Source organism: Halopiger xanaduensis SH-6 (assembly GCF_000217715.1).
Lineage (GTDB): Archaea > Halobacteriota > Halobacteria > Halobacteriales > Natrialbaceae > Halopiger > Halopiger xanaduensis.
On sequence record NC_015667.1, the window covers coordinates 25003 to 40335 of the forward strand.

The following is a 15333-nucleotide window of genomic DNA, read 5'->3' on the forward strand; positions in this document are numbered from 1 at the left end:
GGGTTCCTCGAGCCTGCCAGCCCCTTTTAGTCCCACCAACGTGGAGAAATCAGCCAGCCACCGTTAGGTTGGGGTTCAATCGTAGCGACCGGCACGCCCCGCTCGCCGCTGCCGCCCTCCGCGTCGCACACGGCTCACTTCGTTCGCCGTTTCGCGACCGACCATTCCGGGCTGCCTGCCTGCAGTCGCGGGCGGGCTGCCGGGCTAAAATGCATGTGCCCTCGACGCCAGCGGGTAAGCCCGTCGGTTGCGCCCCTCGCGGGCTTTCGCGTTCCAGCGCTTGATGCCGCCTGCGCTTCCCGCGCCACATGACGGCGCGGGTGCTCGGCGACAGTCGCGCTGGACACGGACCCGCCGTCCGGGCCGGACACGAGCGGGCTTACTCCGCTGGCCGCTCGCTCCGGGCGGATCGGCGCGCGGTGCTGGTTGGGGCCACCTCACTCAGGCGCGCTCTCGCTCGCGCCCAATAGGGCGCTCGCGAAGGCGCGAGCGAGAGCGCGCAGATGTGACTGTCGGTCGTAGTCGTCGGAAAACCGCGATGTTTGGGCATCGCGGTGGCGGCGCGTGAGCGCCTTCGGATCAGTGAGATCCAATGTCTAGTAAGAACTCGAGTAGCAAGGTCGTTACGGTCGATGAACAGGCATTCGAACATGCGGACGATCAGGCGGTCGATGAAGGCCGCTTCCCGGTCGTCGACGAGACGCCGGAGTTCGAGGCGACGGTGGAGCAGGAGACGCAAGCAAAAGTAGATGCGAACCACCCAGACGGGATCGCAGACACCAGTGGAGATCGGATCCACGGCGCAACCCTGGCCCAAGAGGAGCGCATTCGGGCTCGAGAGGACGAACTCGAGCGAATCAGTGCCCAAGCCGAGCTCGGGCAGCAGGATGGTCGGGCGTGGCGCACCCGGAAGAAGGTCAACGAAATGCGTCGCGACGAGCAGACGGACACACGGGCCGATCCTCGAGCAAAACTCGAACAGGAGACGCTAGCAGAGGTCAATCAATTCGCGCAACGGTTGGCGGACGACGTCAACAGTAGCTACACACGAGCCGTCATCGCGAAGCGCATCGCCAGTCGGATCCTCGAGGGTGCAGAGCTGTTCGAGGCAGTCATGGAGACAAAAGACGAGATGCTGAACGAAGCCGGAACGATCGTTCCGATCGGGCAACTCGAGGATGTCGATCGTGGCGAGGTCAGCGTTGAAGGTCGCATCATCGAACTGTGGGAACCTGCCTGTCCCAGTCAGCAGCAGGTCGGGTTGATCGAAGACGATAGCGGGAGGACGAAGCTGACGAATTGGAAGGCCTCTCGGGCACCGTGGATCAAAGAAGGTGAGCGCGTGCGCATTCACGGGGCAGCGAAAAACTGGTACGAGGGACGCGTCTCACTGGCAATCACCGGGTGGACTACGATCCACTTCCCGGAGCGTGACCGCTGGTGGGAAGCGTAGCCATCGTGTCTCCCCTTCATTTTTGCTGTGCGCCGGACCGACCCGAACCCCGCCACCCCACCCTCCGCTCCGTGCTCGCTCTCTCCAGTCGCTGTGCGCGCAGCCACAACCTCTGTTCTCAAATACGATTTATTCTAAGAATCAGGTGAAAGCGCATCAGACTTCGGTGAGTCTATCTGGCCCCGCAAGGGGTGCGGGCGCATGAGCGCCTAGGATACAACAGATGACAGATGAGGACTATTTCATCTGCGATATTTGTGGTGAACGCTTTGAGACGAAGAATGCATTAGGAGGCCATGTTAGTGGCCATAGTCGTCGAATACCGGACAAACAGCTGCTGGCTGAACTTGACCGTCTCGAGGACGAGTTGGGACGTTCGCCGACAATTAGAGAGATGGACGAGTTAGGGGACTACTCAGCAGCGACATACAAAGAGCGTTTTGACAGTTGGACAAACGCACTCCAGTTGGCTGGGTACGAACCGATTCAAGAATATCGCGTTTGCAAAGAAGCAATCCTTGACGAAATAGTCAGCTTAGCAGACCCGCACGGTAAGCCACCGACGGCCACTGAAATGCGATCCAGAGGAGAGTATTCGGTCAAAGTCGCGCAGAATCATTTTGGAAGCTGGAATGAAGCGTTACAAGCCGCCGGATACGATCCCCATCATCGGCATCGTATCTCCGATGAGGAATTACTTGAAGAAATTCACCGGCTTGTCGACGAGTTAGACAAAGTACCGACCGCCCAAGAAATGAGTGATCACGGCCAGTATTCACATCGTCCCTATTTCCGGCGGTGGGATGGTTGGCAGGCTGCAGTTCGGGCAGCAGGGTATGAACCGGTTGGTCGTCCTTCTGGTCCAGACAATTACAAATGGAAAGATCAATCAGCGCACGAATGGTGTGGATACGGAGATAACTGGAAGGAGCAACGATTGAAGGCTCTCAAACGCGACAATTTCACCTGTCAAACACCCGGTTGCGAGAGGACCCAAAGAGCACATCGTGAAGAATTTTCGGTAGGACTCAACGTTCATCATATTCGGCCCCTCAGTGCGTTTGGCGAAGCCGAAAGCGAAGTCAACTTTGAGCGAGCAAATCAACTAGAAAACCTTGTGACAGTCTGCGTCGAACACCACTACCTCTGGGAGAGGGTTTCACCGCTGCGGCTGGACACGCGGTGAGCAAACTACTGGTCTAACAGAAAGGGGTGTGGTCGGGGATCATATCAACAGCTTACTACTCGTCAGCGATCTCAAACCCGGCCTGTTCGAACGCTTCGACTAACCGATCGTCCCGAGCTGCAGTCTCGAGCCATATCTCGTCTCCCGTGTCTTGCCAGCGACGTACACCGAGGTCAGAGAGGGTGACCGGGTCCGGTTCAGGGCCGCGGCGAAGAACTGGTACAACGGTCGGTGTTCGATCGCGCTCACCCGGTGGTCGGAAGTCCAGTTCCCAGAGCGCGACCGGTGGTGGGAGTAGCCGGTCGTCGTCCCCTTTTTTTGATTGGAGCCGGACCTACCCAACCCCCGCCGCCCCTGCCCTCCGCTCCGTGCTCGCTCCCTACGGTCGCTGCGCGCGCAGCAACGACCTCATCCAAGCTAGATTTGAGTAACTAGTAGATCACTTGTTAGCTGCTATGTGAACACAGACGGTTTTTCTATCGTTTATTAGATCTATATCAATAGGTGTTAAGATAGAATAATGAGTTTCTTAGCTCTGCATTGCGGACTAAGAGTGAAAGATGAATATGAACACGGATTTCTGGAGTTCGTATGCATATCGTAGAGAGTAGTATTCAGAGAGTGTATGCCCAGGGATGCGGGGATGAAAAGCTTAGTAAAACCCGTTTCAGACGAACACTTGTCGGGTTAATGCCTTTGGGTGCCGAACACCCTGAAAAATCTCTACGGATTCAAGTACAAAGATGCGGCCAACTCCGGCGGTGTCATCCGGCGATCGTCAAGATGATCAAGCCGATCCCGCGCTCGCCTGTGTTTATCCGCTGGCCGCTACCCGCTTCGTCAAGTACGACGTTGAGCCGCGCAAAATGCAGGGAGTAGTTCCTGATCAGCGGGCGTCTGGATTTTCAACGCGCAGATCGGGATCTTCACCCGTATCGAGATCGACATAGTCGCCAAGCCCGACCGTCCGGGCCTTCTCGCAGTCGTCTTTACAGCGGGTACGCCGGTTGCCGTCCGTCGTCAGCCACTTCATCTCGCCCGTACTCGGTCGGTAGATCTGACGCCCCGCAAACGTCGACGTTGATGTCCCGACGATGAGCGCATGGAATCGCTCCATCATCAGCGACGCCACCATGCCGTTCGTCGTCACAACGCTCGGGTCACGCAGCTCGTCGCTGCCGTCGTCGGCCTCGCCGGGCTCCCGCTGCACGTAGAGTCCACCGTTGTCAGCCCTGTCTCGCGGCGGCTGGCGATCCCGGACGACGCCGGAACTCCGGTCGCCCTGCTTCCACGCCTCAAGGCAGTGGAGACACGCTAGGCCCGGGCCTGCGGTCTCGACTGTGGACCGCGCGCCCGATGCGAGTTCGTCCGTCTCCTCGTTGACGCGGAGGTGCGTCCCGCCTGAGATAACGGGAATGAGGTGGGCGTACGCCAGGCGGTCGATGACTTTCTGGACCCAGTGGGGGTCTGCAGCGTTCAGAATCACGTCGCAGTCTAGGAGCGCGCCGAGCGCGCTGTAGTCGTCGTTCCCGCGCTCGACGACGCTCCCGTGAACCGCTCGCGCCTGAAAGCCAGGCGCGGTCGCGGCCTTCTCCGCGATGTCACGGGCGAGCTCGGCCTTCCGGACGTTCGACCGGGCGTCCTCGGGAGACGCACCGTAGGCGCGGTTCAGGTTTGCCTCCTTGAGGTGGTCGAAGTCGACGAACACGGCGCCGCCGACGCCGAGCCGTGCGACCTGCTCGGCGAGCAGCGACCCGACACCGCCACACCCGACGACGGCAACGCGGATACCGCTGAGCCGGGCCTGCCCACGCTCACCCCACAATTCCAGCGTGCTGTCATGGGCGACTGTGCCGGTCCCGAGGCCGGGACCGGCCGGGCCCTGTGCGCTGAACGCGGTCGAGAGCTTCTCGAGATACGGCCCATCCCTAACCCTCTCGATCGGGGAGGCACCGAGGACGCGGATGGCGGTCGCCTCCGTCCTCTGCGGCGGTGTGCCAGCGGTGAAGTCGTAGGCGCGGAAGCTCCACTCCGGCTCCACGGTTTCCCGCCGCGGCCGGCTAGCGATGATGCCGGCGCCGAATGGGCGGTCGGCGCCCAGGAACTCGGCGTCGGACTCCAGCCGCATCGGATCGGCCTCCAAGTCTGGCTTGGAGGGGTACGCGCTCCATCCGGGGTGGGAGTGGAAGTATGCGATGCCCTTCCGCGGGTCGTGCTCGATGGTATCTTTCGCTCGCGCCCTGTACGCCGGGCTAAGCTTCAGACTCCCGTCGCGGATGTGGACATCGTCGTCGGTCTCCGGGGGGATGACGTCCTCAACGATGTACGTGACCCGGGAGTCGCCGGTGCTACGCGTGAGCGTCGCGATCACGCCCTGCTCGTAGCGGTCGGGCTGGTACTCCGATCCCTCCGGCTCCCGGTCGGCGTACTCCGGTCGGAGGTGGCCGTACAGCGTCTGCTTGACGTCCTGGGTGATGGCGACGTGGAACTCCTCGGCCTCCCGAATGGGGTACGACTCGGGGAGCGCGTCGTCGCGTCCGCTCATGCTGCCCCCTCTGCTCCGTCCAGCCGCAGGAGGTACTGCACGATGCTGTGGGCGTCGGCGAGGTCACGCATCTGTTCGGGCTGGCGGTTCATCTTCGACCACCGCCAACTGAACGCTATCGCGCTTTCCTCGTCAGCGACCTCTAGAACCTTTTCGACCTTGTCGTAGTGGCTGTCGCTCGGCTTGGTGAACGTATTACGGCACTGGATGACGCCGGCGTCCTGATCGTCGACGGTGACGGCGGGCGTCATCATCATCCAGTGCGGGTCACTGCCGTCGAACGACTGGTCGACGAGGATGTAGAGTTCCGCGGTGGGGTCGTCCCACCGCTCGCTGTACGCGTGAAGCTCGTACTCGCCGAGCCAGATGAGCGCCTGGTTGCCGTACGTCTCCACGACGGTCGGCTGCCCGTGCTCACTGTCGCGCTCGCGCTGGAGAGCGTGCATGGCGCCCTGGAAGTCGTCGTCCAGATCCTCATCCGGGACGGTGGCCGGCGGTAGCGGGCACGACTTGTTGTAGTTACCCCCGTGCCCGCCGCCGTCGCCCACTTCCGTGGTGGTCTGGTCTTCGTCGACGGCCATGTTAGGAGTTACCCGGAGTGCGGGGCTCGCTGTTGAACCGTTCGACGCCGGGGTCGCTGAGGTCCACCTCGTCGTCGCCGCTGTAGGTGTTCTCAGTCCCGACCTCGACGAGTGCGTCGTCGGTATTCTTGCCGAACCGGCCGAGGATGGTCTCGGCGGTCGGGGTTGCCTCGTCGAAGAACTCGATCGGCTCGTTGTCGACCTTCACGCCGTAGCGGTCGCGAGCGTCGACGGCGCGGTCCTCGATGGTCTCGATGGTGTCCTCGAGGTCCTCGACCTCGCGGAAGAGGTCGGGGTCGGCACCGCCGGTCGCGAGCGTCTCCTGCAGGTCGTTGATGTCGTCCTGCGCGGCTTGGACGTCCGATTCAAAGCCATCAGGAAGCGACCCGTCGGCGTGCTTTACAGCGTCTTCCAGGACCTCCACGTCGTCCTCGACAGTCTCGAGGTTGACGAGGGCGTTCGCGGGAATGTCTTCTTCGACGGACTCGATGATGTCCTGGCCGCTCTGAATGGACTCAGCGAGGTCGTCGAGATCTGTACCTTCGGTCGAACCGTTGTGATTTCCGCTCATGTTTGAGCTCCTGTCTCCTTTGACCCGGAGACATTGGGCCGACCGGGGCACTGCATTCGCCGCTATGACAGTCCCTTCTGCGGGTTCGCGAGTGACGGAGTAGTCACTCGGAACCCGTAGTAGAACGGGTCCGATTGAGGGGCGGGCACGTACCGGTCATCGCCGTCGCTCGACTCGCGTTCCGGTCGTGGTTATTCCCGCCGACCTCCTCCCGCGGAGTCGCGGTGAGCGGAGGTTGCCAGTGGAACGGTGGGTAACCAACCCAGTTACGGGTAGGGGTGTCTGCATTAAAAATCTTTCGTGGATACTTAAAAGTTCACCAAATGGGAATTAGAAGTGGGTTAGGCAGAAAACCGACCCCCGGGTAGCCCTGTTTGGGTCCCAGAGGATGCTGAGTAATACTTTTACTTTCACTCCGGTACCGGAAGGGTTTTTATACTTGTTCCGAGCCGGATTGGCACGGAGTGAAAGTGTCTGATTCACGAACCAAAAACGGCAGCTCAGCTACTCAACTCGGGGTCTGGTGGGGAAAACAACAATCGCCCCACCGTTCCACTGGCAATCAGTTCTAACGCTCCATCATTAATAAGAGTATCGGGTGACCCGACGCCTTCTGTCGATTCTCCATCTGCAATGATGGGGGGTTCTCACCACTTAAGTCCCTTGCTGGTAGAAAACCGGTCAACTACTGCGTAGACAGAAGCTTACACAACCAGATGTACGGGGCTAAAGGTCGATACTAATGCTCTTGATCCGCTCGTGTGCTAATAGTAGATGACATTACTAACTAAAGTCAGTAAGTCGTTGATTTTGGGGTTTAAACTCAATTTCATACTCTTCCTTAAATCCTCGATCTGAATCACCTCGGTCAACTCTAATCTTATCTTTTGTTTCAAGGGTTTCCAAGGCACTACGACAGTGTGGTTCAACGAGGTCCGTTCGACGATACGTGTATTTGAGGAGATCCCCGAAAGTTACCGTTGACCCATCGTATACGTCTAAAAGTCGTTCTCGGAGCTCTTTCACGCGAATGTCTTCGGAGGCAGTAGCTTCGAAGAGATTAGTTTGCTCATCTTCATACCCATAGTGGTCAGACCCTAAATAAGCGAAATTATCATCATCCCCCTCATTGAACATGACATCTTTCATAACTTTAAATCCCTTAAAATGATTTGTAGCATGAATTAGATAATATAAAGTGACATCTTTATCAGGGTGTTTCATTTGGAAGGGGAACACGTATTCCACATCTGCATCCGACTTCAGTTGCGATACGTATAATTTCAATATTTCCTCTTCTTGCTTTTTCCGATCCGAATACTGCCGAATGTCCTTCCAGTCATCAGATCCGAAGGCTCGTGTTATGGTTTCCGCTTTCTCGTTATCATTTAAGAAGCGACGGATTTTATCGACCATGAAATTAAAGAAGACCTCATTACCACTTTCTTGGATATTCATAATTTTAGAGATGATATTGAATGGAGTACCAGAATAACCGAAGGGATCAATGAAAACCATACTGGGGAGGTCAGAATAAGCATCCGACTCTAGAACAGGTAGTGCGATCTCCTCAAACTTCTCATTGAAACAGGTATGCTTGATCTTATTTTCGTTTTCGCATCCTTTAACTTTCTTATCCGTTTCATCTTTCAGAATCTCGTAATTATCAAAATCATAGTCGTTGAATGTACAGTGGAAAGTATCAAAAACATCGCCATTTCGATCTGCTACATCAATCGCGAGAAGAGGAGAGCCAGGTTCACCATCTTCATATCTCGCTCGACCCGCGAAGCCATCAAAATAGTGGACTTCTGGATTCGCGCTGCTCACAATGCGAGTCCAAGTTGTCAAGTATTTCCTGAGGATCCGATGTTTCACTTCGGTATGCTCCTTCATGTGCCATTTCTCAGGATCAGAATCGTCAAGAGGCATACTGGTGGAAAGGTATTACCTGTAGATACAGGGAGTAGGTATATGATTCTGTTGGGAAAAAGGAATTAATTGTACCAATACCAAAATAGGATACGACAGTTCTGACTTACTCCACTTGAACAGGACACGTCGGTGGTGCTGTAGAAGGCGTCTCCCGCTCCGCAAATTCCTCTGGTGACTGCCGATCGCGCCACGATTGTAACCACACCTGCTCTTCATCAGAAACGTGCTTTATCAACTGTTTATCCGGCCACAGATGCACCGGCAACCCTAGCTCATGACCGATATCCTGGACCCACTGCAGATGATTCGTCGCGTATTCAACCCACCGCTCACGGTCACGGAGTTGGTCTAACTCCTCTGCCAATTCCTTTTGACCTGCATCTCGAGCGGCCTGTACAGTCATTTCGAAGTTCCCACCACGGGGATTGATTGGTTCGTGGAAGACAACTGCTGGATCACACTCCGCCAAACGCTCAAGTTGCTCACGAAGGTCATCCTTGTTCTGCGTTGGATAGGTTGGACTCATACTCACGAACGTCTGCACCCCATGTTCGTTGAATTCTTTGAGTCCGCGAAGACGGTGTTCCGGTGCTGGGGCATTCGGTTCGATAGCAGCTACTTGATCGGCATTCATACAAGGGATTGACGAGCCAATCGTGACGTATTCACCACCCTCGATAAATACATCCACATCCTGAAGTGCAAGAATTGGATTTCGCGTTAGAACGCGCGTGTACTTCTCGTGGCTCGTAAGTGCCTGAACAACGTTACGCGTAATTTTTCCTGCCTTTCCATCCATATAGCAATCGGTAGAAAAGGAAACACCAACGACACCGCGACCACGTCTCGTTTTGTTCCACTTCCGCTTACGATCGAGATGTGCGTCAAGTCGCTCGCCAAGTCCATGTCGGTAGAGGACATAACTCCCCCACTCTTTCTGGCCGTTCTCCACATCCACCTCTTTCTCAAGCATATCTGGGCGGGTACGGATGTTCGGCGTTGACGGGACGTAACAGAATTTGCACCCGTGCCGACAGCCAGTGGCAACGTTAACGACGTAGTCACAGAGATGCTTGCTGTTAAGTCCAGATTCACTGAGGATCGCCTTCGTTGGGTCGTCCCCAGTTCGTACTTCGTCGTAATCCTCAGACATTATTGTAATATGGAAATACTATCACTCGGCGCACAAAATTCTTGCTAGTCAATAGTGGTTTCTCTTCTATTTTCACTTTCACTATACTAGGCTCACTCCCTTTGGGTTACGAATAGAACACTAAGACGAGGCGATTCATATGGAGCTTACTTGGGAAGCGGGCGACAGTTGGTTCGAACGAACATATGCTGTGGAGAACGATGACAATCAGACAGTCGAAACGCTCGGAAGCCAGCCGACCCTCAACGAGCTCCGTAAAATTGAGCGCCAATACGGCGATCCGACTGAACGATTAGATCTGTGGCAAGCAGGCCTTCTCTGTGCTGACTGTAGTAGTGAGATCAACGATCGGTTCGCGGCCAATCCAGCAGGAGAGATTCTTTGTTGGGATTGTGCGATGGACACTGACAGTACAACGCAAAACGGGCTCCGTGTCAATACTGATCCGACGAAATCGGTGATGAGCGAGTCTCATCTTCATACAAAGAGTCTCTGTGATCACGTTATCAATGTCGCAACCGGTTGCCGTCATGGGTGCGAGTTCTGCTACGTACCAACAACCCCAGCAATTGACAACCGAGACGGAATGCTCACGGACCAAGCCGATGTCAATGACCCACAGATTGACTGGGGCAGTTATCTACTGTATCGCGACGATCTACCGGAACGACTCCACCAAGTCCTTGAGAATCGTGATCCGAGTGAACGAAAGCAAACAAAACGAGGACGCGGTATTGTTATGCTCTCAAGCGGCACCGACTGTTACCAAGATCGTCGAACTGCTCAGATCACGCGAGGCGTTGTGACTGAACTTATAACTCACGACATTCCGGTGCGGATCCTCAGTCGTAGCCCAGCGCTTGTTCGCGATATTGATCTCTTCCGAGTAGCTGGCGACCGCATTACAGTTGGGTCATCGATTCCGTCATTTGAGGCGCCACTTGTCAAGGCGATGGAACCAAACGCTTCACCGCCGATCAAGCGCTGGGAAGCTCTTGATCAACTCCAGCAGGCAGGTGTGCCAGTCTTTGTCTCAATGTCACCAACGTATCCAACGATGGATGAAGACGACTTCCACGAGCTACTAAGCTACTTCCGAGCGCTGGGAGAGATCGTTGTCTTCCATGAACCAATCAACCCTCGTGGAAAGAACTTCCAGCAGTGTCTAGAAGCAGCTTCTGACTCCGGCTACGATGAAGTTGCTGCAGAACTCCAACAAATGCGTGACGACCGTCAGTACTGGGTCGAGTACGCACTCGAACAACTAAATACGGTCCAACAAGTGGCAACACGGTTTGACGGACTACACGTCCACTCATGGCCTGACGATGAACTCATTCGATCGACGAGCGGACAACTGCAATCAAAACTCAAGGCGATGCAACAAGCCGTTTCACCGGAGTCGTTTGGGCCGATTAAACCAGAAAGTCAATCATCCCAGTCTGAACTATTGGAGAGTCACCAGTCGTTCCAACAACTAATATAGTCTAGAACAGGTCGCGTTTCCAGTACCGATATCTGCTTTTCAATTACCTCATTTCGTGAGTTTTAACTGGAGATTTTCGCGCGGAGATAGGGGTGGGGCGCTGTAATTTTTTTGCGCTGTCGCCTTGGCGACACGCATCTAGACAGAAAGAGCGAACCATTCGGCGTAGTTTGTTGTGCGCCTGAGAAGGGTGCAGGCGCGTTTGAGACTGTGCCTGTGTGGAAATCATGACGCAGCAATCTCACCGATCCAGAAACTCGAGCAACGCGTGTCTAAATCCAGCCTGTGAAAACAAGACGCCGACAGTCTATTGCTCGAGAGCCTGTGCGGTATCGCATCAGGATCAGATTCGACTCACCATCGACGACATCGATGCATGATCCTCGAGATACAGCAGATCCAGCACCATCACATCGTCCTCGAAGTGGATACCGAACTCTGCAACACAGTCGTATCAGCGTGCAAACTGCGCAGTGAGTGGTTTACAAAGTCTGGCGACGAGACAGTCGGTGACCGACTCGAGACGATTGCGACGATCTGGATGGCCGGCCGTCATCACGGATACGTCACCACTCGCGTTGCATGGCTCGAACTCGCCGCCGATGCCTGTGACTGGTATACTCGAGTGCTTCGCCCCTCGAGTGAAGACGAACTCGCACAACGAGCGACTGATGCCTGCCGACAGCTTCGAAGCGTGGTTCAAGAATATCGGTTAAGAAGTAAGTCCAATATCGGATTCTTGGAAACGTGATCTCAGAACGGATTCACTAAGCAACTCAGTCCTAAGATTTGGCCAGGGTAGGTTCCTGTTCCAGACAGTACCCTTGCCCGGAACCCGGGAGAAATACAGTTTCAGTGAAGAGCGCAACCCCCGATAAGGTGCCTTACGGGTTCAATGAAATGCTGTTACATACGTCTGTAACAGTTATCTGTAATATCCTACAAAAGATTCGACCGAGTATCGGTTGCGAATTCAATTACGGTAGAGATTGAAGACGCATCGATCCCAATTGGGCTACTCGAAGTACAATTCGAATACTCGGAGTATCAAAACCAAATTTAATCGTCTTAAGCGTCTGGCGTCGCTATTTCGATATAAATGCCACAAAGCAATTTTGTTTCTCTCAAGCGCTAATCCCTATACTATAAGTGACTAGCAGCCTACAATCAAGTTGGAAGCTACGTCCCATGTAGCCGCGGGGGCATGCGTTGAAATGTCCCGGGTGTCACAGCACCCGAGACGTGGCTTCCATCCCATAACCGGGATCTGAAAGCCATGTTTCGATTGCTTCTGACGGGATATAAACGTCCCGCACGTCAGTCGTATCGTCCTCGAGTAACCATCAGCCGAGATACTGTCCAGCACTGGTTAGGATACGCTGGACAATTCTGCTCGAATCGATGGGAGGTTCACGCTGATACGGCAGGTGGGCACAGATGGTCTGGTGATGCAATCAACCACCAGGTCCAGCGAGAGTTATATGAACTCGAGTCTCTGAAAGCAACCGCCAACCTAGCTGGAAAGCACTCCGGTGTCGAGGTGCTCGAGCGATGACTGGCGATGAGCGTGGTCCCAATCCACACGACGCCCCAGATTTCGACAGAGCGGTTGAGAGTGATGTCTCAGTACCGGAGACAAAATATGGCAATCGGGGAGATCGTCCAGAACGACATGCTGCCGATGACGGGACTCCACCCATCGACGACCTTCACGAGACGCTCCTCGAGATCAGGCACACACTCCAGCAACTCGAGGCGCAACTCCCTGAGCCATTGTCGCTTACTGTGGCAACCAACGAGTTAGACGTGACTGCAGATGCCTACGCTCGAGTAGGATCCGACTCTCGAGACAGGTCCTGAGAGTCCGGTTGAACGCTTTAGTGAACCACCTCGAGTCATAAGGCGCTCGGCCTGCTCCGCCTGTAGACTCCGCGAATCGTTTTTTGAATCGATGCAGTCCTAGCAAGGTCAAAGGAACGAACGTCAACCGGAAGTATCTCGACGCACGCAGGAAGAGCCGCGCCCAATTGCTTGTTCCTCAAACTCGCTACGAAACCATCTAAAGAAATAGTCTGAAAATATTCAAATATGGTATATTTAGATTAGGTCAGGTAGAAGAAAATCACGCAGAGAGTCCTCTATTTCTACATCATTTGGGTCAATATCAACATCATTTGTAAGGAGGAGGTAGCTGGAGCCCTCTACTGAAATGAATTGAGTTGGTGCATCAGGATTCGTCCCATGCTGGTCATGGTGATTAGTGAGAATCTTTTCAAGCCCATGGCTGAACTGAGACGAATCTTCTTCAATTAATCCAGCAAGGGCTATCTGCAATCCATCGTACTTTAGGTATTCATGATCAAGATCAGAGAGTTTCTTGTTCCAGGAGATAGCTTGAGATTCATTTCCATCAAGATACGCTGCTAATGCTGATGCATGATAGAGAACATTCGAAAAGTCATAATGATTATCAATAATCCATTCGTGATCGAGGTCATAGGTATGTGAGATCGCATCATCAATATACGTATCTTGCTGGGATAGAATTGCTGCATAAAGTGTATCAGAGCATTGAGTTGGCTGATGCCATTGATAGGAGTCCTCAATGCTATCTTCGTATTCATCTACGATCTCGATGATCTTCACCGAGTGGTTTGCTGCCCGACCAAACCACGACAATGCTTCATCGAGGTTTCCAAGAAGACTTTCGCAGATACCGACACCGAGAGCACTATCTGCTATTCTCCCTTCTACAAAGGGGAGAGACTCAGTGACAACTTCTCCCCTTTCTATACGATTGTGATTCCTCTCATAGTCCTCTAACTGGGTCTCCCGTTGATTTCGAATCGTCTCTTCGGTACTCATCGCTGTTAACCGATCTTAATTAGCCTGACCCCTTCAATTCCTACCCGTTAATACTCTTTGTAACCGTCTTCCCGTCCTTGGGGTGATTCTGAATGACAGTTATTTCTTTCCTGAGATCCCCAGTTGCTTTGGCATCTTTAATTGCTGTCTTTGTGGATTCGTCTAGTCGGCACAGACACTGCAGTTATTTACTTCCGAGCGTGTGCTCGTCGCAACTGAGAAAGGGACACACTGAGTACATCCAACAGAGCAATGGCGTCCAGCACCGATTCTTCGACGGGGGTTGACGACAAGGTCCGCCAGCTGTATGAGCGGTATCAGGCGGGCGAGAGCGACACCGAACGCCGCGAGAGCGCCCTTGAAATGGGGAAGCTCGACGGACGCCGCCACGCGGAGATCTACGCAGCACTCGAAGACGAGTGACCGGTCCTTCTTTCAGGCCACCGTATCTATAACTGGCGACCAGCTGGTTTCCGATCTCAGGAGCAGTACTTTCCCCTTCTCGAAAACAATAGTTGACGACTCGGACGCTCTTTTGCGATGACCGCGATCGCGAACTCCGAATGCGGTACTACCCGGTCGACGGAGCGCTGCATATCGAGGAAGCAGCCGACGATCTCCTGTTCGGTTGGCACACCGTCGCCGTGTACGAGGGCGACGACCTCGAGTCGCTGGTCCACAATGACCGCGCAACGTTCACCGACGTACTCAAGACTACGATGGGCACGACAACCTGCGAGGGGATCAAATTCGACATCGAGTTCGCTGATCTCGAGACTCACGCGAAGCTGTTCCACTGCGATACCTGCGACCATCGGTCGATCGTTCCTGGTAGCGTGGACGGTGACTGGCCTGACTGTTGCGACCGTCTGCAGCGCCGTAACAGCCCGTTGATTAATCGAAACGCCGTCGTCGATATTCTGCCACACCGTTCACGAAAAAGGCTCGAGGGGACAGGTCATTTCTATCTCGACATGCACGCGGACCTGCGCGAGACGCTGGATAACGAGGACGAGGTCACGGAGACGCCGAGCTGACAGGGCGAGTTAGGAGAGTGGTCGGCATGATCGTATACTACGTGAGTGGCGACGCCTTCGACGGCTTCGCGCCGAACCCACGGAGTCGCGGCATTCATCCATCTTGGCGACGCGTGGGCGTGGCCGAACCGCAACGGTGCCTTCGACATCGAATATCCCACACTCGTTCGATGAGGCGGTGGCCGACGCAGTCGGAGGCGAACTCGGCATTGAGACAGGGCTGACCATCGTCGACGTGCTCAAGGCCTGCTACCGAATCTTTGAGTTTAGTGGCATCCTCGCAGTCGACGTCTACGTTCTCCTCTCGCGCGTGCTCGAGTACGGCCGCGACGCATTCGGCACACACTGCTACGTCGTTGCGGAGGTGACACTGTTCTCGAGCGACGGAAACTACGAGTTCGTGGTAGGGGGTAGCCAGTTTTCGCAAATGCTCTTTGTTCTCGCACTGTCTCCTGTTAATTGTATAGTTCCGAGAATATAGAAAGAAATTAATTCGCAGCGAAATGACTGGTGTGGTTTCA

General features: G+C 54.8%; 12 protein-coding genes and 1 pseudogene. 7 read left to right on the plus strand and 6 right to left on the minus strand.

The features are described from left to right. Nucleotides 1-592 precede the first annotated feature (592 nt). The 3 genes and pseudogenes from HALXA_RS19635 to HALXA_RS22580 all read left to right on the plus strand — a co-directional run. Complete coding sequence (locus HALXA_RS19635) at nt 593-1453, plus strand: SOSS complex subunit B family protein (RefSeq protein WP_013881823.1); 861 nt, start codon at nt 593-595, stop codon at nt 1451-1453. A 223-nt stretch (nt 1454-1676) separates the two neighbouring features. Continuing rightward, nucleotides 1677-2639, plus strand: a complete 963-nt coding sequence (locus HALXA_RS21325; protein WP_013881824.1) for a homing endonuclease associated repeat-containing protein — start codon at nt 1677-1679, stop codon at nt 2637-2639. 166 nt (nt 2640-2805) lie between these two features. After that, nucleotides 2806-2937: pseudogene (locus HALXA_RS22580) on the plus strand (DNA-binding protein); the annotation flags it as partial. A gap of 588 nt (nt 2938-3525) precedes the next feature. On the opposite strand, the gene HALXA_RS19645 reads toward HALXA_RS22580, so the two are convergent. The 5 genes from HALXA_RS19645 to HALXA_RS21335 all read right to left on the minus strand — a co-directional run bounded on the left by HALXA_RS19645 (nt 3526) and on the right by HALXA_RS21335 (nt 9424). Continuing rightward, nucleotides 3526-5184 carry a ThiF family adenylyltransferase gene (locus tag HALXA_RS19645; protein WP_013881825.1) on the minus strand — a complete coding sequence of 553 codons (1659 nt, stop codon included), beginning with the start codon at nt 5182-5184 and terminating at the stop codon, nt 3526-3528. Continuing rightward, nucleotides 5181-5765 carry a hypothetical protein gene (locus tag HALXA_RS19650; RefSeq protein WP_013881826.1) on the minus strand — a complete coding sequence of 195 codons (585 nt, stop codon included), beginning with the start codon at nt 5763-5765 and terminating at the stop codon, nt 5181-5183. The genes HALXA_RS19645 and HALXA_RS19650 overlap by 4 nt, the downstream gene beginning before the upstream one ends. A gap of 1 nt (nt 5766) precedes the next feature. Continuing rightward, a complete protein-coding gene (locus tag HALXA_RS19655; protein WP_013881827.1) occupies nt 5767-6336 on the minus strand; it encodes a hypothetical protein in 570 nt (189 codons plus the stop codon). 783 nt (nt 6337-7119) lie between these two features. Continuing rightward, the gene (locus HALXA_RS21330; RefSeq protein WP_013881828.1) at nt 7120-8268 is read right to left on the minus strand and encodes a three-Cys-motif partner protein TcmP; all 1149 of its coding nucleotides are present in this window, start codon (nt 8266-8268) and stop codon (nt 7120-7122) included. Nucleotides 8269-8374: 106 nt separating this feature from the next. Beyond that, entirely contained in the window at nt 8375-9424 is a 1050-nt protein-coding gene (locus HALXA_RS21335) for an SPL family radical SAM protein (RefSeq protein ID WP_013881829.1), read from the minus strand. Between the two features lie 139 nt (nt 9425-9563). Here HALXA_RS21335 and HALXA_RS21340 point away from each other — a divergent pair, with 139 nt between their 5' ends. Next, a complete protein-coding gene (locus HALXA_RS21340) occupies nt 9564-10910 on the plus strand; it encodes an SPL family radical SAM protein (RefSeq protein WP_013881830.1) in 1347 nt (448 codons plus the stop codon). Nucleotides 10911-13007: 2097 nt separating this feature from the next. Here HALXA_RS21340 and HALXA_RS21350 read toward each other — a convergent pair. Further along, nucleotides 13008-13775 carry a hypothetical protein gene (locus HALXA_RS21350; protein WP_013881833.1) on the minus strand — a complete coding sequence of 256 codons (768 nt, stop codon included), beginning with the start codon at nt 13773-13775 and terminating at the stop codon, nt 13008-13010. A gap of 252 nt (nt 13776-14027) precedes the next feature. Between HALXA_RS21350 and HALXA_RS22295 the strand changes: the two genes are divergently transcribed. The 3 genes from HALXA_RS22295 (at nt 14028) to HALXA_RS19690 (ending at nt 15293) form a co-directional block, all read left to right on the plus strand. Next, the gene (locus HALXA_RS22295) at nt 14028-14198 is read left to right on the plus strand and encodes a hypothetical protein (protein ID WP_013881834.1); all 171 of its coding nucleotides are present in this window, start codon (nt 14028-14030) and stop codon (nt 14196-14198) included. 140 nt (nt 14199-14338) lie between these two features. Beyond that, nucleotides 14339-14812 (plus strand): hypothetical protein, encoded by a 474-nt coding sequence (locus tag HALXA_RS19685; protein WP_013881835.1) that lies wholly within the window; start codon nt 14339-14341, stop codon nt 14810-14812. A gap of 178 nt (nt 14813-14990) precedes the next feature. Then, nucleotides 14991-15293 (plus strand): hypothetical protein, encoded by a 303-nt coding sequence (locus HALXA_RS19690; RefSeq protein ID WP_013881836.1) that lies wholly within the window; start codon nt 14991-14993, stop codon nt 15291-15293. The last annotated feature ends 40 nt before the right edge of the window (nt 15294-15333 follow it).

Coding starts and splice junctions, on each gene's coding strand:
- HALXA_RS19655 (WP_013881827.1), bottom strand. CDS start 6,336: ATGAGCGGAAATCACAACGGTTCGACCGAAGGTACAGATCTCGACGAC.
- HALXA_RS21350 (WP_013881833.1), bottom strand. CDS start 13,775: ATGAGTACCGAAGAGACGATTCGAAATCAACGGGAGACCCAGTTAGAG.
- HALXA_RS21340 (WP_013881830.1), top strand. CDS start 9,564: ATGGAGCTTACTTGGGAAGCGGGCGACAGTTGGTTCGAACGAACATAT.
- HALXA_RS19635 (WP_013881823.1), top strand. CDS start 593: ATGTCTAGTAAGAACTCGAGTAGCAAGGTCGTTACGGTCGATGAACAG.
- HALXA_RS21330 (WP_013881828.1), bottom strand. CDS start 8,268: ATGCCTCTTGACGATTCTGATCCTGAGAAATGGCACATGAAGGAGCAT.
- HALXA_RS22295 (WP_013881834.1), top strand. CDS start 14,028: ATGGCGTCCAGCACCGATTCTTCGACGGGGGTTGACGACAAGGTCCGC.
- HALXA_RS21325 (WP_013881824.1), top strand. CDS start 1,677: ATGACAGATGAGGACTATTTCATCTGCGATATTTGTGGTGAACGCTTT.
- HALXA_RS19650 (WP_013881826.1), bottom strand. CDS start 5,765: ATGGCCGTCGACGAAGACCAGACCACCACGGAAGTGGGCGACGGCGGC.
- HALXA_RS21335 (WP_013881829.1), bottom strand. CDS start 9,424: ATGTCTGAGGATTACGACGAAGTACGAACTGGGGACGACCCAACGAAG.
- HALXA_RS19645 (WP_013881825.1), bottom strand. CDS start 5,184: ATGAGCGGACGCGACGACGCGCTCCCCGAGTCGTACCCCATTCGGGAG.
- HALXA_RS19685 (WP_013881835.1), top strand. CDS start 14,339: ATGCGGTACTACCCGGTCGACGGAGCGCTGCATATCGAGGAAGCAGCC.